Source organism: Caulobacter mirabilis, assembly GCF_002749615.1.
In the GTDB taxonomy this organism is placed as follows: Bacteria; Pseudomonadota; Alphaproteobacteria; order Caulobacterales; family Caulobacteraceae; genus Caulobacter; species Caulobacter mirabilis.
In genome coordinates this window covers 371,355-389,892 of record NZ_CP024201.1, presented here as the reverse complement: position 1 = coordinate 389,892, position 18,538 = coordinate 371,355, and the positions used below count along the sequence as shown (strand labels likewise).

The window sequence follows — 18,538 nt, the reverse complement described above, 5'->3', positions numbered from 1 at the left end:
ACATATCATTTCGTCAAGGGCCGCCTCATCCGTCGCGCTTGACGCGGCGCGGGGTGTTGCGCAGTTGTCACCGCCCGATCATTCGAGCGACTCCATGACGACGTTCCGCCCTTCGGCGCCGATCCTTCTCGTCCTTTCGACCCTGGCCCTGGCCGGCTGCGCCGCGACGGGGACGACCTCCGCGGTCGAACCGCCGCCGACGCCGGTCGGCTCGGCCCACTGGAAGGCGCCGCCCAAGGGCTATCTGCCGGAAGGCGCCGCGCCGGACGCCATGAAGATCGTCGCCCCGCCGCCCGCGGTCGACTCGCCGGAGGCCGCCGCCGAGCGGGCGAATTTCGAGGCCACCCGTGCGCTGAAAGACACGCCGCGCTGGACCCGCGCCGTCCGCGACGCCGACCTGTCGGGCAAGGAGGGCTTCCGCAGCTACGCCTGCGCCGCCGGCGTGAAGATCGGCCCGGAGACGACGCCGACCCTGGCCAAGATGCTGATGCGGCTGATCGACGACGCCCGACCGGTCTACAATCCGGCCAAGGACTTCTACGCCCGCAAGCGGCCGGCCTCGGGCAACGACGCCCCGATCTGCGTCCCGCGCGAGAGCTGGATCGACACCAACGGCTCCTATCCGTCCGGGCACAGCCTGATCGGCTATAGCTGGGCGCTGATCCTCGCTGAACTGGTCCCCGACCGGGCCACCGAGATCACCACGCGCGGCCGCGAGTTCGGCGACAGCCGGGTAGTCTGCGGCGTCCACTGGCCCAGCGACGTCGAGGCCGGACGCACCCTGGCCGCCGCCCTGGTCGCCCGCCTGCACGCCGAGCCCAGCTTCACCGCCGACCTGGCCACCGCCAAGGCCGAGGTCGAGGCGGCCCGCAAGCAGGGCGCGCCGGAGCACTGCCCCACGGCGCCGTGATCCGAAACGCACGGGGGCGGAGGGAACCCAGGCCTCCCCGGCGCGCTTGTTGGCCATGTTCCAACGCAGGATGAACCCGCGCGTCTTCTGGGGGGCCAGCGCGGTTATCGCCACGTTGCTGGCCGCGGCGATCTTCGCCCCAGGCGCTTCCGACCAGGTCTTCGGCGCCGCCCAGGCCTGGATCATCGACACCTTCGGCTGGTTCTACGTCGCGCTGGTGGCGGGGATCCTGGGCTTCGTGCTGTTCCTGGCCATCGGCCCGACCGGCAAGATCAAGCTGGGGCCCGACGACGCCGACCCCGACTTCCCGTACGTGTCGTGGCTGGCCATGCTGTTCGCCGCCGGCATGGGCATCGGGCTGATGTACTTCGCCGTCGCCGAGCCGATCCAGCACTTCGCGGCTCCGCCCGAGGCGGCGCCGCGTTCGTTCGACGCCGCCCGCGAGGCGATGGTCATCACCTTCACCCACTGGGGCGTCCACGCCTGGGCGATCTACGCCATCGTCGGCCTGAGCCTGGCCTTCTTCGCCCACCGCAAGGGCCTGCCGCTGACCCTGCGCTCGGGCCTGAAGCCGCTGCTGGGACGCCACACCGACGGCGTCGTCGGCGACGCGGTCGACATCTTCGCCATCTGCGGGACCCTGTTCGGCATCGCCACCTCGCTCGGCCTGGGGGTGGCGCAGATCGGCCGCGGCCTGGAGCACCTGACCGGCCTGCCGGCGACGCCGACCAACGAGGTGCTGCTCATCGCCGCGGTGATGGGGCTGGCCACCGTCTCGGTGCTGACCGGGCTGGACCGCGGCGTCCGCCGCCTGTCCGAGGTCAACCTGGTCCTGGCCGTGCTGCTGATGCTGTTCGTGCTGGTCGTCGGACCGACCGGCTTCCTGCTGAAGGCGCTGGTCCAGAACTTCGGCTTCTACCTCGACCACTTCTTCGTCCGGACCTTCACCCTCTACGCCTACGAGCCGCGCGACTGGATGGCGAACTGGACGCTGTTCTACTGGGCCTGGTGGATCGCCTGGTCGCCGTTCGTCGGCATGTTCATCGCCCGCATCTCGCGCGGGCGGACGGTGCGCGAGTTCGTCTGCGGCGTGCTGTTGGTCCCGACCGGCTTCTCGTTCCTGTGGATGACCGTCTTCGGCAACACCGCCATCGCCCTGGACATGACCTCGGCCGCCGGGGCCATCACCCAGGCGGTCCAGGCCGACCTGTCGACCGCGCTGTTCCAGTTCTTCGAGCAGCTTCCCGGCGCGGCCGTCACCTCCGGCCTGGCCGTCGCCCTGGTGATCGTCTTCTTCGTGACCTCAGCCGATTCCGGTTCGCTGGTCATCGACACCATCGCCTCGGGCGGGGCGGAGGAGACGCCGAAGTGGCAGCGGATCTACTGGTGCGGACTGGAGGGCGGCGCGGCGGCGGCGCTGCTGCTGGCCGGCGGGCTCGAGGCGCTGCAGGCCGCGACCCTGGCGGCCGCCCTGCCCTTCGCCGCCATCCTGGTCCTGCTCGCCTGGGGTCTCTACCGCGGCATGCGCAAGGACCTGCTCGGCGCCGCCGCCGAGCACAGCGACCCGCCGCTGTCGGACCGCCTGCGACGCATCCTGGCGCCGCCCCGTCGCGGCCAGATCCTGGCGCTGCTGGACTCGGTCGCCGAGCCGGCCGTGCGCCAGGTCGGCGAGGGCCTGGCCGCCGAAGGCCTGCCCGCCGAAGTCGAGCGGACCGAGGCCGAGATCCTGCTGACCGTCGGCGAGGCCGGCGCGCGGACCTTCACCTACCGCCTGCGCGCGGTCTCGCGTCCGCTGCCGGCCTTCTCGATGATCGAGGCCACGGGCGGGCGGCGGGCGATGGAATGGCGGCTGCGCGCCTCGGCCAACCTGGCCGGCGCCGACTACGACGTCACCGGCCTCAGCCAGTCGCAGCTGGTCGGCGACATCCTGGACAAGCTGGCGCTGTGGCGGTCCGGCGCGGCGCTGCAGGCGCGCCCGCCGGCGACCATCCCTTCCAGCTAGGCCCTTCCAGCTAGGCCCGCCCCTCCGACCGGGCGCGGACGGTCTCGAAGTCGTGGCGAACCAGCAGCTCGCCATTCCGCCAGACCGGAACCAGCAGGTCCTCGCCCGCCGCCGTCGCGTCCAGCCGTCGGGCGACCAGCCGGCCGCCTTCGCGGACCACCGCCTGGCGACCGGCCTTGCTGCCCTTGCCCGGATCGGTCAGCGGCGTCTTCGAGACATCCCGCCAGACGCCTTGGTCGTCGCGGAGGGCGTTGGCCTTCATCGCGAACCGCAGGGTGTCGCGATTGACCAGCTGCAGCAGCCCGCCGCCCATGCCGAAGGCGATGTTGTCGATGGCGAAGCCTTCGGCGGTCACGCGCTCGACCAGGCGAGCGATGCTGTCGATGTTCATGCCGTCGCCCTGGATCACCCGGACGTGGGGATCGAGCAGGCGATAGCCCTTGCCGTTCACCGTCCCGCCGAACCGGTCCCACAGCGTTTTCAGCGTGCGGACCGGGGTCTCGACCGGGTCGCCGCTGTCGGGCCGGACGACCAGGGTCCCCTTCCGCGCCAGGACCTTCTCGCGCAGCGCGCCGCCCCAGATCTCGGCCACCGCCTTGTCCAGGTCGTAGCTGTCCGAGACCACCGCCACGATCGCGCCCTCGCCGTCGAAGCGGTCGAGCATGTTGGCGTAGGCGGCGCTTTCCCGCTCGCGGCCCCAGCTGGTCATGGTGCTGTGCTCGGCCGCCGGGATCGAGAACCCCGGCATGTCGGCGCCGTAGTAGCGGCGGGCGGCCATCAGGCCCTCCAGCGTGTCGGTGCCGGCGAAGTTGACCAGATGCGCCATGCCGCCCAGTCCGGCGCTTTCGCCCGACGACACCCCGCGCGCGCCGAAGTCGTGCAGCTTGAACGGCAGCTGGCCGGCCGGATCGTCCGAGGTCTGCTCCAGGCCGGCGCGGATGATCGCCTTGCACTTCCAGCTCAGGGTCGCGACCGTGGTCGGATACCAGACCGCCCGCAGCAGGGCGGTCTCCACGAAGGTGGTCAGCCAGGGCATGCGGTCGTCGGTGTTCTCGACCTGGACCATCGGCACGCCGGTCGGGACGATGGTCCCTTCGGGCAGGGCCTTGATCTCCAGCGGCAGGAAGCCGCCGTGGTCGGCCACGACCGCCGCCCAACCCGCCCGGTTGAACGGCACGCCGTGGGCGGCGCAGATCGCCTCGGCCTCGTCGATGTCGGCCGCCGTCACGGGGCGCCCCAGATAGTCGATGAGATAGGTCTGCAGCCCCAGGAACAGCGCTTCGTCCGAGAACGGACCGGGCCGCGCCTCGACATAGGCGCTGATCGTCCGCGCCTCGGGCGGATACTGCAGGAAATGGCTCTGCTTGTAGCTGTCGGTGGCCAGGATCGGGTTGGTCACGGCTTCGGCTCTCCTGCGCGTCGCCCAGATTCCCCGAAGACCCCCACCCCGCGCAAGCCGCCCGTCAGGCGGTCGGGCGCGGGCCGGCCAGGGCGCCGTAGAGGTCCGTCCGGCGGTCGCGGAAGAAGCCCCAGGCGGCGCGGTGGGTCTGCAGGAAGTCGAGGTCGACGGTCGCCTGGACCAGGCCCTCGTCGTCGCGCCCCAGCTCCGAGACCAGGTCGCCGCGGTGGTTGGCGATGAAGGACGAGCCGTAGAACCGCTGGCCGCCGTTCGGATAGCCGTCCCAGGGCTCGAAGCCCGTGCGGTTGGCGCCGACGACGGGGATCACATTGCTGACCGCATGCCCCTGCATCGCGCGCCGCCATGGCAGGGCGGTGTCGAGCGTGGCGTCGTGCGGCTCGCTGCCGATGGCGGTCGGATAGAGCAGCGCCTCGGCGCCCATCAGCGCCATCGCGCGGGCGCACTCGGGGTACCACTGGTCCCAGCAGATGCCGACGCCGATGCGGCCGAACTTGGTGTCCCAGACCTTGAAGCCGGTGTCGCCGGGCCGGAAGTAGTATTTCTCCATGTAGCCGGGGCCGTCGGGGATGTGGCTCTTGCGGTAGACGCCCATCAGCGACCCGTCGGCGTCGGCCATCACCAGGCTGTTGAAGTAGTGCGGCCCCTCGCGCTCGAAGATCGAGATCGGGATCACCACGCCCAGTTCGCCGGCCAGCGGCGCCAGCGCCTTGACGGCTGGGTGCTCGCGCCAGGGATAGGCGGTGCGGAACCAGTGCTCCTCCTGCGCGACGCAGAAGTACGGCCCCTGGAACAGCTCCGACGGCAGGATCACCTGGGCGCCCTTGGCCGCGGCCTCGCGGATGAAGGCTTCGGTCTTCTTGATGTTGGCGTCCATGTCCGAGCCGTAGCTGGTCTGGATCGCCGCGAGGCTGAGGGTCCGGGCCATGGTCGGGCGGCTCCTGGGCAAAATGAGACGTGTCGGCGGGCCGATATAGGAACGCGCCGGCGAAAGCAAAGGGCGTGGGCGGCGCGCGGGGCACAGACTGTCCCGCTTCCGTGTCGAAGCGACGACGGACGCAATCACGGACCAAGCGTGGAAATCAAACTCCGGTTGCAGCGGAACATATGCTGAGACAAGGCTTGACCATGCTGATGCTGTTCCTGTTCGCGCCTGTCCTCAGTCCGATCGGCTTGGCGATCGCGGCCTGGGCCTATCCGTGGCGTACGCCGTCGCTGAGGCCCTACATCTGGTTCGTGCTGGCGCTCGGACTGCCGCTGCTCGCCCTCTTCGCCCTTCAGGCGCTCTTCGGACTGCCGGCCGGGTCCTGCGTCGAGCGGCCGCTCAACGTCGCGCCCTCGATCCTGGCCCTCGCAAGCGTGGCGCTGGGCGTCGGTCTGGCCGTCCGGTTCAAGACGCACCGGCGCTTCGTCGTCGGCGTCGCCCTGGCCATCTGTCCATTGACGATCTTCTGGTCGATCGTCGCCGCGATGTCCCTGGCGGGGTGCTGGATCTAGGCGGCGACCGTCGGGGGCGTGAATGAAGCGCCGCGGGCGCAGGATGAAGACCCGATCACCCGCGATGTCCCGTCTTGCCCCGAGACGACATGTCCCGAGAGACCCGCTGTCCGGATCGGTCGTCGGTGGTAGACTGACCATCACCCTCTATCGGCCCGGTCCGGCTTTCCTCCAGGCGGGGAGAAGACAGTGATGAGCGACGCCATCGGCCCCGGCGATCTGGTGCTCTGCGTCAACGCCGCCCCCAATCATGTCACCGGACAGCCCGTGCCGCTCCAGGCCGGAGAGACCTACCGGGTCGTCATGGTGATGGACTTCGCCTGCCCCTGCGGGCGCTCCGACGCCCTGCTCGACGTCGGCGTCGACTTCGCCTGGTGCCAGACCCGCTTCCGCCTGCTGCCCAAGCCGAAAGCCCAGGCACGGCCGCGCCGCGTCTCGGCGCCGAGGGAAAAGGAACGGGTCGGCTGACCGGCTCCACCGCCCTCAGTAGAGGCCGCCGTTCGCGTCGATGACCGCGCCGGTGAGGTAGCTGGCCTTGGACGACAGCAGGAAGGACACCACGCCGGCGATTTCGGCCGGCTCGGCGAAGCGCTGCATCGGCGTACGCTGCCTGTAGAGGGAGCGGTCCGGTTCGGCGATCCGGTCGGCCATCGGCCCTTCGATCACGCCGGGCGCGACCGCATTCACCCGCAGGCCGTCGGCGGCGAGCTGGCGCCCCAGGCCGCGGGTGATCTGGATCAACGCGGCCTTGGAGGCGGCATAGACGACGTCGTGGCCAGGCTCGCGGCCGGCGACGGAGGCCACATTGACGATCGCCCCCTGCGCCCCCCTGGCGATGGCGTGCTTGGCGAACAGGGTCGACAGCAGCAGCGGCGCGCGAAGGTTCACGTCGAACGTCAGGCTCGTCTCGTCGTCCGTGATCTCGTCCCATCCCCTGCCGAGGAAGACGCCGGCGTTGTTCACCAGACCGCGGAGATCGGCGCAGCGCTGCGCGACGGAGTCGAAGGCGGCGCGAACGGCGGCCGGGTCCGAGAGGTCGGCCAGCACCGTCTCGCAGACCGGGCTGGGCTTCAGGTCGATCCCGACCACGCTCCACCCATCGCCCGTCAACGCCTCGACGATGGCTATGCCGAGCGTCCCCGCCGCGCCCGTGACGATGATGTCTCCGACTTCAGCCAAGCCCGCTCCTCATGCTCCTGAGTGTTGCGTTAGCCGCGCCGGCGAGCCTTCGCAACGGGCTGACCGCAGATCCGCCTCGGTGTAGGAGGCGACCGCCGCCCCCTGTATGGCCCCTCCTCCCGCGGAGCCCGACTTGCAGCTGATCAGTCTTCCCGTCTCGCCGTTCGCCGCCCGGGTCCGGATCGCGATCCGGGCCAAGCGTCTCGACATCCAGATCACGCCGCCGCCGGCGGGCTGGCCGAACGACGCACGGTTCCGCGACATCAACCCGATGGGCCGGATTCCGGTGCTGATCCTCGGCGACGGCGAGGCGATCTGGGAGTCGGCGGTCATCCTCGAGACGCTGGAGGAGCTGTTTCCGGCCGCCCCGCCCCTGCTGCCGCCGGGCGTCCTCGCCCGGGCCAGGGCCCGACTGCTGGTGCGTTGCGCCGATCACGAGCTCATGCCGCCGATGATCGCCCTGGCGGCCCAGCCGGACGAGCCGGAGACGCGACGCCTGGTCGGCCGGCTGGTCGACGGCCTCGCCATCCTCGATGGGCTGATCGACGGGGGCCCCTACGCGGTCGGAGACCGGCTGTCCTTCGCCGACTGCGCGCTGGCGCCGGCGCTGTTCGCGGCCAGGGTCACCGGCGAGCGCCTCGGGATCGACCTGCTCGACAGCACGCCCAACGTCGCCGACTACGCCGCCGCCGTCGCCGAGGACGCCTCCGTCGTCCATGTCCTCGCCGAGATGGAGGACGGCCTGAGTCGCCTGGTCCGCGTGGGGTGAGAGGGGCGGCGATCGCCGCTGGCGGATAGAGCGCCTTGGCGAACGATCGGGAAGCGATAAGCTCGGCTCCAATGGGGCGAGATTTCATGCTGAAGACCTACGCCGCGATCGCTCTGTCGCTCGCCACGGCCGTTGCCGTCCCCGGCGTCGCCGGCGCGACCCGCTCCGCCTGCCTTCCGGGCGTGAAGACGCAGGTCTTTGCGAGAAGCCAGTTCGCGATCTCGGATGAAACCGCTCGGCGCCTGCACGCCGATCTGCAGCGCCATTCCGCCGATATCGGTCTGGGCTACGGCGCCGTCAGCAGCGAGAGTCCGGCGACCGCGTCGAGGCCCGCGTATCATTCGACAACGAGCATCCTGCAGTCGGAGTCGGTGGCGACGGTGGTCAGGGTGTCCACCTCCAGCGATAGCCGGATCGCCAAGATCCACATCGGCAACAACTGCTTCGCGCCGAAAGAAGACTGGCGTCCCTACTGGTCCGCTTTCGGCGCGCTCCTGAAACGCCTCGGGTACGGGCCGCGGAGATAGCGAGGCGCCTCCGCCGGAAGCGGCCCTCCGAGCTCGCCTAGGGGGCGGTGTCCGACTTGTCCCTACGCCCTCAGCCCGGCTCCGGCTGCGTGCGTTGACACAAGTCACGCTTGGCGATCACGACGGCCGCTAAGGGTGGAAAGCAGACGTCTCCTCCCCGTCGCATAGCGATGGGGAGGAGACGTCAAGGCGATGTCTGCAACGGGTCGAAAGCTGACCTGCCTCGACGCAATCAGCCTGGTTCCTGCTGGGTGCGTTGACACAAGTCGTGGCGCGGAGGGCAAACTCCCTAGGGTGGCCAGTGAACCCTTCGGAGAGTATGTGGCATCCGCTCGAGGAGCTATCCATGCCGTCTCCGTACTTTGACACCGAAGCAAGGCTCATTGTCCAACGGAACATCACGGCCAATGTCGCAGGAGCGCGGGTCGCGTTTGACCCGAGCACCGGCGACCTGAAGCTTGTCTATTACGTCTTTGCGCGCCCCTCCGACGATGACGAAGAGTGGCGAGAGCTAGCCATAGCCGAGCTCATCGCGGCGCACCCCAAAGTCAGGACTGCATCGTCGGAGTTTCGTCGCTGCGAACATATGGCTCAGGATCGGGATGGAGCGCTCGTCTTCGAGCGGGACTAACCGCTCCCCAATATGCCCTTACCCACCTTGCGCTAGCGCACTCACCCCGGCTCCTGCTGGGTGCGTTGACACAAGTCGGGCGGGGCGATCGCCGGTGTCAGCTAAGGGTGGATTGCGGAGGTCAGTCGATGATCACCAAGCCATCAGGTCCATAAGCCGAAGCCGCATCAATGGCGTGGAGAATATTCGTCAGGCGAGACTGCCAATAGGAGATCTCGGCAGGGCTGAGGTCCGCCATGAGCAGGCTGACCTCAGCCCTGAGTTTTTCAAGCTCGCAGCCTCTTGCATAGATGTTTGAAGTCGCAAGCGATGGCAGCATAGCCAAGCCCAGAGCGCGCGCTCTCGTCTGGCCATAGAACGTGGCGCGGGTCTCTTCGAATCCAGCCAGATCAGACTGGCATGCGATTCGTTCGGTCTTCTCTCCCTCGGCATCGCGCGTGATGCGGTAGGCGGTAACCAGCAGCGTCATTGTTGGTGCTCCTAGCCTCCGTCACGCCCCAATGACGCGGCGCGCCTCAACGTCCGACATGGGTCCCTTCGCCCAAAAAAGACCGCGGGCCGACTTGTGTTAGTGTAATCAGCAGGGCTCCTGCTGGGTGATGCAGTGGAACGAGCCGCCGCCGGTGAGGACGGCGTTGGAGCTGAGGCCGATGGCCTTGCGCTCGGGGAACAGGCTCTGGACCGCGTCGACGGCGAAGGCGCCGGCCTTGTCGTCCTCGTACAGCGGCACGATCACGGCGGCGTTGCAGACGATGAAGTTCATGTGGCTGGCCGGGGCCGGCTGGGCGCTGCTCTCGCCGTCGATCCAGCCGGGGCTGGGCACGCGCATGACCTGGATCTTGGCGCCGCGGGCGTCGGTCATCGACGACAGCAGGCGGGCGGTCTCGTCGTAGAGGGCGGCGTTGGGGTCGGCCTTGCCCCAGGCGACCGGGCAGGCGACGACGCCCGGCGCGACGAAACGGGCCAGGTTGTCGACATGGCCGTCGGTATGGTCGTTGCGCAGGCCGTCGCCCAGCCACAGCACCTTGCGGGCGCCCAGCGAGGCGGCCAGGGCGGCCTCGGCGGCCTCCTGGGTCCAGCCGGGGTTGCGGTTGGGATTCAGCAGGCACTGGCGGGTGGTCAGGACGGTGCCGTAGCCGTCGTGGTCGATGGCTCCGCCTTCCAGGATGAAGTCGTTCTGGGCCAGCGGCGCGCCCGAGGCGGCGGCGATCTGGGCCGCGACCTGATCATCGCCTTCCAGCGTGTACTTGCCGCCCCAGCCGTTGAAGCGGAAGCCGGCGGCCCTGCCGTCCTCGCGGAAGATCGGGCCGGTGTCGCGCAGCCAGATGTCGCCGAACAGGCCGCGGACGATCTCGATGTTGGCGACGCCGTCCAGGCGGGCGCGGGCGGCGGCCTCGGCCTCGTCGCCGCAGACCATCAGGCGCACGCGCTCGTCGCCCGGGCCGGCCATGGCGCGGGCCAGGGCGGCCACCTCGTCCTGGGCGGGTTCGAGGTCTTCCTGCCACAGCTCGCCATGGCTGGGGAAACCGAGCCACATCGCGCGGTGCGGGGCCCATTCGGCGGGAACGAGAGGGGTGCTGGTCATGGGGCGGGGAAGTGATGCTCTGGAGGGGCTACGTCAAGGCTTGCACAAAAGAAGAGGGCGGCCCGATCACTCGAGCCGCCCTGTCCTAGTTCAGGTCTGTGACCGGCTTAGAAGCCGAGACGCAGCGTCAGCATGAAGGTCCGCGGCGCGCCGACCGACGCGAACGGCTGGCTGGTGACGTTCCACGCCGTCTTGTCGTTCGAGTTGGCGGTCACCTGGGTGCCCAGGTTGCCGAGGTAGCGCTCGTCGGTCAGGTTCCAGACGTTCAGCTGGAGGAAGGCGTTCTCAACGTTCGCCAGCTTCTCCAGGCTCATCCGGACGTCCAGATCGAACAGGGTGTAGCTGTCGATCTTCATGTCGTTCATGTCGGTCGCGAAGCGCTCGCCGACGTACTTGGCCTGCAGGCCGGCCTGGACCGGACCGAAGTCATAGGCGATGCGGCCCGTGGCCATCCACTCCGGCGTCTCGACCAGCTGCTTGCCCTTGATCGGGGCGTAGACCAGCGTCGTGGTCGGGCCCGACACGATGCGCCGCATCAGCAGGTTGTCCTGGTACTCAGCCGCCGTGTAGGTGACCGAGCCGAGCAGCGAGAGGCGCTCGGTCGGACGCCAGCCCACGGAACCTTCGACGCCCTTGGTCTTCACGCTGCCGACGTTGCGCTCGATGTAGGTGTCCTGGTCCGGGTCGTAGCTGCTGACGACGCGGTTTTCGTAGTTCGTGTAGAACACGTTGGCCTGCGCCAGCACGGTCGACGCCTGGTAGCGGTAGCCGACCTCGACGGTCTTGGAGCTTTCCGGCTTGGCGTTCAGCGACTGGATGGAGCCGTCGGTGGCGCGGTAGACGTAGTAGTAGCTGTCCGTCCGCAGGGCCGAGATCTGCTCCGAGTAGCTGGCGTACATCGAACTGGCCCCGTCGAACTGCCACGACGCGCTGACGTTCGGCAGAACGTCGTTGATCTTGGCGGTGTACGAGAACGGCGGGATGTACGAGGTCGCGGAACCCGGCAGGGTCACGTTGCCCAGGCCGCCCACGATGGGCGTCGCGGTCTGGGTGGTGCAGTTCACGGTCGAGCTGTTGTTCTGCGTGTAGCAGTACTGGTTCAGCTCGCGGCTGAACTCTTTGTACTGCAGGCCGGCGACGACACGGAGCTGGTCATCGAAGAAACGGCCGCGGTACTCGAGAGCGAGCTGGCTCAGCTCGGCGATCGAGAAACGGTCGCGGAAGCGCAGCAGAGCGCCGTCGGCGGTCGTGAGGCGACGGCCGCCCCAGGTTTCCTTGCCGCCGAACCAGTCTTCGAACTGACCGGTCTGCTGATTGACGAAACCGCCTTCCGAGGTCTGACGGTGACGACCCTTGTCGTAGGTGTAGGCCAGACGCAGGGTGCTGTCGTCGTTGATGTCCCAGATCAGCGAGGTGTTCAGGCCGTAGCGGCGGGTGTTGGTGTTGGACGGCGAGAAGTAGCGAACGCGGTCCAGGCAGTCGCCGTCGTTGTTCAGGTCGACGCCGGTGCCGCCGCCGCCGCAGGTCGGGAAGGTGGTGGCCTTGCCGATGAGCTTCGGATCGAACTCGTTGATGACCTGCATCTGCGAGCCGCCGTTCGCCATCACGTACTGGAAGGACGGGTCGAAGGTGAAGCGCAGGTTGTCGGTCAGCGAGTAGCGCGACTGGATGCGGACGTTGCCCGTGTTCGACGGGTTGATCCGACCGCCCCACCAGCCGGTGTTGGAGGTCGCGCCCGAGTTCGGGTTGGTGTCGCCGTCGGCGACGCCCCGTTGCGCGGTCGGGGCGACCCAGTTGCCGTCGAAGTCGACGTCCCAGCCGAACTGGTCGATCTGGCGCGGCGTGTTGGTGGCGCTGATCGGCTTGGTCGGATCGTAGTTCGAGTTGCCCAGGTTGGGGCTGTAGTAGGCGTAGTTGCGGTTCTCGTTCCAGTGCAGCGCCAGGCTCACGAAGTCGCCGTTGTCGCCGATGTCCTGCCAGATGCGGGCGTTGAACTGCTTACGCTCCAGGTCGCCGCGGCCCTTGAACTTGTCGTAGTTCTGGTAGGAGGCCGAGAACCAGGCCTTGGTGCCCCAGGGGCCGAACTCGCCCGTCTCGACCAGGCCGAAGACGCGCTTGAAGTTGAAGGTGCCGGCCGAGAAGGTGGCCATGCCGCCGAACTCGTCGCGCGGCTTGCGGACGGTGTAGTTGATCACGCCGCCGGTGGCCGAGATCGTCGGGGTGTCGACGTCGGTCGCGCCCGTGATCACGTTGGCCTGCGAGATCAGCTCGCTGTCCAGCTGCTGGTTCGAGTAGATGGCGTAGTTGCCGGTGTCGTTCAGCGGGATGCCGTCGAACGTCAGCGAGATGCGGTTGCCGTCGAAGCCGCGCAGACGGATGTTGCCGCCCGAGGCGCCGTACGGGTCGTTGTTCACGAAGTTCAGACCCGGGGTCAGGTTCAGGGTCTGCAGGATCGTCTGACCCGAGCCTTGGCGGTCGATGTATTCCTGGTTGATCGTGGTCCGGGCCTTCGGCGCGGTCTCGGCGATCACGCCTTCGATCTTCTTCTGGCCGGCGGCGGTGACCACCACCTCTTCAACTTCGGCGGTGCCGGTGGATTGCGCATAGGCGGCGCCGGCGAGCATCATGCTGCCGACGAGCGCGGTCGTCGCCACGAAGGCGAACTTTCTAGTGTTCATGATATGAGTATCCCCTCTCATCCCGACGCCGGTGGCTACCTTGTCGGACCCCGGTTCCGGGCAACGTCCGCAACGCATTAGCGCGCCAATGCGAAGCTTGAGTGACGATGACGATGCCGGAGGAGTCCCAAACGTCTTGGCCCGCCACAATAAGGCCACGACCTGTCCGTGCAAGGCGCGGTTAAGGTTTGAGCCCTTTTTGAGACAGCTTGTCGCAAGATTGCGACACCCTTAGGCACAGATCGCCTCTACACCGCCCGCTTCAGCCACCAGCGTTCTTCGAGACATGACCGCCGCCGCCACAATTCCGACCCCCGACGATACGCGACCGGCACGCCTGGCGCTCTGGTTCGTCCTTGCACTGACGGCCGTGCGGCTGGCGGCGCTGTTCCTGTCACCGCTGGAACTCTATCCGGACGAGGCCCAGTACTGGCTTTGGTCGCGGACCCTGGACTTCGGCTACTTCTCCAAGCCGCCGATGATCGCCTGGACCATCTGGACCTCCACCCGCCTGGGCGGCGATTCGGAGGCCGCCGTGCGCATGGCCGCGCCGCTGTTCCACGCCGTCACCGCCATCGCCCTGTTCGCGATCGGCCGGCGACTGTACGGCGCCTGGACAGGGCTGGCGGCCGCGGCGGTCTACTCGCTGATGCCGGGCGTGCAGCTGTCGTCGGGCGTGATCACCACCGATGCGCCGCTGCTGTGCTTCCTGTCGCTGGCGCTGCTGGCCTACGTCTCGCTGCAGGCGGAACAGCGCAGCCTGAAGCTCGCGGCCGCCGTGGGCGCGACCCTGGGCCTGGCGATGCTCTCCAAGTACGCCGCCCTCTACGCCCTGATCGGCATAGGCCTGCACCTGGTCCTGTCGGCCGACGCGCGCCGCGCCTGGGACCTCAAGAGCGCCGGCGCCGCCGTGCTCGCCTTCGTCGTCGTCCTGGCGCCCAACCTGATCTGGAACGCCACGCACGGCTTCGCCACGGTCGGCCACACGGCGGCCAACGCCAACCTGGGCGGCAAGCTGTTCAATCCCGGCGAGATGCTGACCTTCATCGGCGAACAGCTCGGGGTCTTCGGCCCCCTGCCCTTCGTCGTGCTGATCGGCGGCGTCGGCCTGCTGATCATCCGCCGACGGCTGACGCCCCAGGACCTGATGCTGGTCTGCTGGACCGCTCCGCCGCTGCTGGTGGTCACCGTCCAGGCCTTCCTGTCGCGCGCCAACGCCAACTGGGCCGCCAGCGCCTATGTCGCCGGCTCGGTCCTGGTCGCCGCCCTGCTGCTGCGCTGGAAGGCGAAGTGGTGGCTGGTCGGCGGCCTGGCCGTGCAGGCGGCGCTGGCCGTGGTGTTCCTGACCTGGACCATCCAGCCCCAGGTCGCCGACGCCATGGGCCGCTCCAACGACATCAAGCGCGCCCGCGGCTGGGAGCAGATGACCGAGGCGGTCGTCCGCCGCGCCGAGCTGGAGGCCCTCAACGGCGGCATCAGCGCCATCGCCGTTGACGACCGCTTCCTGTTCAACGCCCTGTCCTACTACGGCCGCGATTACTTCGGGCGGCCGGACGCGCCGCCGCTGGTCATCTGGCTGCGCCAGGCCCACGCCGGCAACCAGGCCGAGGCCACCGCGCCGCTGACCGCCAAGGACGGCAAGCGCGTGCTGGTCGTGGCCCTGGAGGACCAGGCCAGCGACCTCATCATCGGGGATTTCGCCCGCGCCGAGCGGGTGGAGATCGTCAGCGTGCTGCTGAGCGCCAAGTGCAGGGCCAAACCCGACGAGGCGCCGGAGAAGTTCGACCACCGCTGCCGCCGCCGCGCGACCCTGATCCTCGGCGAGGACTTCAAGCCGGCGAAGCGGGACTGACTTTCAGGGTCATCCCGGCCGGAGCGTAGCGGAGAGCCGGGACCCAGGCCGACGCACGGCATGCTGGGTCCCGGATCGGCCTACGGCCGTCCGGGATGACAATAGGATTTAGACCGCGACCTCGAACGCCGCCTCGGTCTTGGCCTTCACCTCGTCCACGGTCACGCCGGGGGCCAGTTCGACCAGTCGCACCGGCGTCTTGCCGCGGTTGATCTCGAACACGCCCAGCTCGGTGATCAGCAGATCGACCACGCCGGCGCCGGTCAGCGGCAGGCTGCATTGCTTGAGCAGCTTGGGAGCGCCCGACTTCTCGCAGTGGTCCATGACCACGACCACGCGCTTGACGCCCGCGACCAGGTCCATGGCGCCGCCCATGCCCTTGACCATCTTGCCGGGCACCATCCAGTTGGCCAGGTCGCCGGCCTCGGAGACCTGCATGCCGCCCAGGATCGACAGGGCGATATGCCCGCCCCGGATCATCGCGAAGCTGTCGGCGGACGAGAAGTAGGAACTGCTGTCCAGCTCGGTGATCGTCTGCTTGCCGGCGTTGATCAGGTCGGCGTCCTCTTCGCCCTCGTAGGGGAAGGGGCCCATGCCGAGCATGCCGTTCTCGCTCTGCAGCGTCACGTTCATGCCTTCGGGGATGTAGTTGGCCACCAGGGTCGGAATGCCGATGCCCAGGTTCACATAGAAGCCGTCCTGCAGCTCCTTGGCCGCGCGGGCGGCGACTTCGTCTCTCGTCCAGGGCATCAGGCGACTTCCTTCGACCGGGTGGTGACGCGCTCGATGCGCTTCTCGAACACCGCGCCCTTGAAGATGCGGTCGACGAAGATGCCGGGCGTGTGGATGTTGTCCTTGTCCAGCGCGCCGGTCGGGACCAGCTGCTCGACCTCGACGACGGTCTTCTTGCCCGCCGTGGCCATCATCGGATTGAAGTTCCGGGCGGTCTTCCGATAGACGAGGTTGCCCTCGTGATCGCCCTTGAAGGCCTTCACGATCGACAGGTCGGCGGTCAGGCCGCGCTCCATGACGTAGAGCTCGCCGTCGAACTCGCGAAGTTCCTTGCCCTCGGCCACCAGGGTGCCGACGCCGGTCTTGGTGAAGAAGGCCGGGATGCCCGCGCCGCCGGCGCGGATGCGCTCGGCCAGGGTGCCCTGCGGATTGAACTCCAGCTCCAGCTCGCCGGACAGGTACAGCTGCTCGAACAGTTTGTTCTCGCCCACGTAGGAGCTGATCATCTTCTTGATCTGGCGGTTCTCCAGCAGGATGCCGAGGCCGAAGCCGTCGACGCCGCAGTTGTTGGAGACGACCGTCAGGTCCTTCACCCCATGCTCGCGGATCGCCGCGATCAGATTCTCGGGAATGCCGCAGAGGCCGAAGCCTCCGGCCATGATGGTCATGCCGTCGAACAGCAGCCCGTCCAGGGCGTCGGCGGCAGTCTGGGTCACCTTGTCGACCATGGGTCCTCCGCAGGAACGCAAGGCGCCGATCTCGCCCACTCCGGCGATAAATTCAAGCCTTGGTGAATAACGATGGTCGGCGCTCCCGACGCTGATGGGACGCTAACATGTGCGTCAGAGGCGCGGCCAGAGGACCGAAGGTCATCGACCCCGCCCGCCTAAGGCGCCAGAACAGACCCTTGAAGCGTTCAGGAAGGGTGGAATGGCGGCGGAATCGGCGGGCGTGAATCTGGCTCAGGTGGTGGCGGTGCTCGGCGCCGGCGTCATCGCGGGGCCCATCTTCAAGCGGCTCGGTTTCGGCTCGATCCTCGGCTATCTGGTCGCCGGGATCATCATCGGCCCGTTCGGCCTGAAAGTGCTGGAGGAGCCGGAGACTATCCTCCACGTCGCCGAGCTCGGCGTGATCATGTTCCTGTTCGTCATCGGGCTGGAGATGCGGCCGTCGCGCCTGTGGGGCATGCGGCGGGACATCTTCGGCCTGGGCGCGGCCCAGGTCCTCGGCTGCGGCGCGGCGATGACCGTGGCCGCGCATTTCGCCGGCCTGCCCTGGACGGTGGCCTTCATCGGCTCGATGGGCTTCGTGCTGTCGTCCACGGCCGTGATCATGCAGATGCTGGAGGAGCGCGGCGAGACGGCCGCGCCGCTCGGCCAGCGGGCGATCTCCATCCTGCTGCTGGAAGACCTGGCCATCGTGCCGCTGCTCGCGGTGGTGGCCCTGCTGTCGCCCCGCGCCCAGACCGGCGGCAACTGGATGGCCGACATGGCGATCGCCGTCGGCGCCCTGGTCGGGCTGTTCATCGCCGGCCGTTACCTGCTGAATCCCTTGTTCCGCCTGCTGTCCGCGGCCCGGGCGCGCGAGGTGATGACCGCCGCCGCCCTGGCCGTGGTGCTGGGCGCCGCCTGGCTGATGGACCTCAGCGGCCTGTCGATGGCCATGGGCGCCTTCCTGGCCGGGGTGCTGCTGTCGGAGTCCGCCTATCGCCACCAGCTCGAAGCCGACATCGAGCCGTTCCGCGGCCTGCTGCTGGGCCTGTTCTTCATCGCCGTCGGCATGTCGCTGAACCTCGGCGTCGTGGCGCAGGAATGGCGCGTGCTGATCATCGCCGTCCTGGGTCTGATGGCCGTGAAGGCGATCGGCATCTATGTCGTCGCCCGGCTGTTCAAAGCCCGCAACAGCGAGGCTGTGAACCGCGCCGCCCTGTTCGCCCAGGGCGGCGAGTTCGCCTTCGTCCTGTACGCCGCCGCCGCCCAGGCCGGGGTGATCAGCGGGCGGGAGAACGCCATCTTCACCGCCGCGGTCATCCTGTCGATGATCCTGACGCCGTTCGTGGTCATGGCCGTCCGCCGGCTGACGCCCGACGAACAGCCCGACACCGACGGGGTCGAGGAGCCGGACGGCCTGTCGGGCAGCGTGCTGGTCATCGGCTTCGGCCGCTTCGGCCAGATCGCCTGCCAATCCTTGCTGGCCCGCGGCGTCGACGTCAGCATCCTGGACAGCAACGCCCAGCGGATCCGCAACGCCGAGCCGTTCGGCTTCAAGGTCTATTTCGGCGACGGCTCGCGGCTGGAGATCCTGCACGCCGCCGGGGCCCACAAGGCGCGGGTGATCTGCGTCTGCGTCGACAGCGTCGAGGCCTCCAACCGCATCGTGGCCCTGGCCAAGGCGGAGTTTCCGCAAGCGAGCGTGCTGGTCCGGGCCTTCGATCGCGGCCACGCGCTGGACCTGATCAAGGCCGAGGTCGACTACCAGGTCCGCGAGACGTTCGAGTCCGCGATGGTCTTCGGCGCGCGGGCGCTGGAGGAACTGGGCCTGAGCGTCGAGGAGATCGCCGAGACCACCGCCGACATCCGCGAGCGCGACCAGGAGCGCTTCGCCCTGGAAATGACAGGCGGCATCTACGCCGGCGTCGGGCTGCTGCACGGCAACGCCCCGGTGCCCGGTCCGCTGTTCAGACCGCGCCGACAGAAGGAAACGCCGCCCTCCGCGACGCCGCTGCCCGAACCCGAGTAGACGCCGGCCCAGTAGGCGCG

At 68.6% G+C, this 18,538-nt stretch carries 17 protein-coding genes; 9 read left to right on the top strand and 8 right to left on the bottom strand.

The genetic code is table 11. The features are described from left to right. Nucleotides 1-94: 94 nt before the first annotated feature. A complete protein-coding gene (locus tag CSW64_RS01895; protein ID WP_099620506.1) occupies nucleotides 95-910 on the top strand; it encodes an acid phosphatase in 816 nt (271 codons plus the stop codon). A 55-nt stretch (nucleotides 911-965) separates the two neighbouring features. Next, entirely contained in the window at nucleotides 966-2,912 is a 1,947-nt protein-coding gene (locus CSW64_RS01890) for a BCCT family transporter (protein WP_099620505.1), read from the top strand. Nucleotides 2,913-2,922: 10 nt separating this feature from the next. Here the strand turns inward: CSW64_RS01890 and CSW64_RS01885 are convergent, their stop codons facing one another. Both CSW64_RS01885 and aguB read right to left on the bottom strand, forming a co-directional pair. Next, complete coding sequence (locus CSW64_RS01885; protein WP_099620504.1) at nucleotides 2,923-4,311, bottom strand: nicotinate phosphoribosyltransferase; 1,389 nt, start codon at nucleotides 4,309-4,311, stop codon at nucleotides 2,923-2,925. Nucleotides 4,312-4,375: 64 nt separating this feature from the next. Further along, entirely contained in the window at nucleotides 4,376-5,257 is an 882-nt protein-coding gene (aguB, locus tag CSW64_RS01880) for an N-carbamoylputrescine amidase (protein WP_099620503.1), read from the bottom strand. Between the two features lie 194 nt (nucleotides 5,258-5,451). Between aguB and CSW64_RS01875 the strand changes: the two genes are divergently transcribed. Together CSW64_RS01875 and CSW64_RS01870 are read left to right on the top strand one after the other, a co-directional pair. Next, nucleotides 5,452-5,826, top strand: coding sequence for a hypothetical protein (locus tag CSW64_RS01875; RefSeq protein ID WP_150131302.1), 375 nt, complete (start codon nucleotides 5,452-5,454; stop codon nucleotides 5,824-5,826). A 192-nt stretch (nucleotides 5,827-6,018) separates the two neighbouring features. After that, complete coding sequence (locus CSW64_RS01870) at nucleotides 6,019-6,294, top strand: hypothetical protein (protein WP_099620501.1); 276 nt, start codon at nucleotides 6,019-6,021, stop codon at nucleotides 6,292-6,294. Between the two features lie 15 nt (nucleotides 6,295-6,309). Here CSW64_RS01870 and CSW64_RS01865 read toward each other — a convergent pair whose 3' ends face one another. Next, a complete protein-coding gene (locus CSW64_RS01865; RefSeq protein WP_099620500.1) occupies nucleotides 6,310-7,005 on the bottom strand; it encodes an SDR family NAD(P)-dependent oxidoreductase in 696 nt (231 codons plus the stop codon). A gap of 133 nt (nucleotides 7,006-7,138) precedes the next feature. Between CSW64_RS01865 and CSW64_RS01860 the strand changes: the two genes are divergently transcribed. The 3 genes from CSW64_RS01860 (at nucleotide 7,139) to CSW64_RS21900 (ending at nucleotide 8,932) form a co-directional block, all read left to right on the top strand. Continuing rightward, a complete protein-coding gene (locus tag CSW64_RS01860) occupies nucleotides 7,139-7,774 on the top strand; it encodes a glutathione S-transferase family protein (protein WP_172448430.1) in 636 nt (211 codons plus the stop codon). A gap of 86 nt (nucleotides 7,775-7,860) precedes the next feature. Next, nucleotides 7,861-8,301, top strand: coding sequence for a hypothetical protein (locus tag CSW64_RS01855; protein ID WP_099620498.1), 441 nt, complete (start codon nucleotides 7,861-7,863; stop codon nucleotides 8,299-8,301). Between the two features lie 346 nt (nucleotides 8,302-8,647). Next, the gene (locus tag CSW64_RS21900) at nucleotides 8,648-8,932 is read left to right on the top strand and encodes a hypothetical protein (protein ID WP_172448429.1); all 285 of its coding nucleotides are present in this window, start codon (nucleotides 8,648-8,650) and stop codon (nucleotides 8,930-8,932) included. Nucleotides 8,933-9,053: 121 nt separating this feature from the next. Here the strand turns inward: CSW64_RS21900 and CSW64_RS01845 are convergent, their stop codons facing one another. The 3 genes from CSW64_RS01845 to CSW64_RS01835 all read right to left on the bottom strand — a co-directional run bounded on the left by CSW64_RS01845 (nucleotide 9,054) and on the right by CSW64_RS01835 (nucleotide 13,195). Next, the gene (locus CSW64_RS01845; RefSeq protein ID WP_099620496.1) at nucleotides 9,054-9,401 is read right to left on the bottom strand and encodes a hypothetical protein; all 348 of its coding nucleotides are present in this window, start codon (nucleotides 9,399-9,401) and stop codon (nucleotides 9,054-9,056) included. 108 nt (nucleotides 9,402-9,509) lie between these two features. Next, nucleotides 9,510-10,517: an agmatine deiminase family protein gene (locus CSW64_RS01840; RefSeq protein ID WP_099620495.1), complete on the bottom strand. Its 1,008-nt coding sequence runs from the start codon at nucleotides 10,515-10,517 to the stop codon at nucleotides 9,510-9,512. Nucleotides 10,518-10,624: 107 nt separating this feature from the next. Further along, a complete protein-coding gene (locus CSW64_RS01835) occupies nucleotides 10,625-13,195 on the bottom strand; it encodes a TonB-dependent receptor domain-containing protein (protein ID WP_099620494.1) in 2,571 nt (856 codons plus the stop codon). A gap of 286 nt (nucleotides 13,196-13,481) precedes the next feature. Between CSW64_RS01835 and CSW64_RS01830 the strand changes: the two genes are divergently transcribed. After that, complete coding sequence (locus tag CSW64_RS01830; protein ID WP_099620493.1) at nucleotides 13,482-15,047, top strand: ArnT family glycosyltransferase; 1,566 nt, start codon at nucleotides 13,482-13,484, stop codon at nucleotides 15,045-15,047. Between the two features lie 108 nt (nucleotides 15,048-15,155). Here the strand turns inward: CSW64_RS01830 and CSW64_RS01825 are convergent, their stop codons facing one another. Together CSW64_RS01825 and CSW64_RS01820 are read right to left on the bottom strand one after the other, a co-directional pair. Beyond that, entirely contained in the window at nucleotides 15,156-15,797 is a 642-nt protein-coding gene (locus CSW64_RS01825) for a 3-oxoacid CoA-transferase subunit B (protein ID WP_099620492.1), read from the bottom strand. Next, complete coding sequence (locus tag CSW64_RS01820; protein WP_099620491.1) at nucleotides 15,797-16,507, bottom strand: CoA transferase subunit A; 711 nt, start codon at nucleotides 16,505-16,507, stop codon at nucleotides 15,797-15,799. The genes CSW64_RS01825 and CSW64_RS01820 overlap by 1 nt, the downstream gene beginning before the upstream one ends. Before the next feature lie 202 nt (nucleotides 16,508-16,709). Between CSW64_RS01820 and CSW64_RS01815 the strand changes: the two genes are divergently transcribed. After that, nucleotides 16,710-18,518: a monovalent cation:proton antiporter-2 (CPA2) family protein gene (locus tag CSW64_RS01815; protein WP_099620490.1), complete on the top strand. Its 1,809-nt coding sequence runs from the start codon at nucleotides 16,710-16,712 to the stop codon at nucleotides 18,516-18,518. The last annotated feature ends 20 nt before the right edge of the window (nucleotides 18,519-18,538 follow it).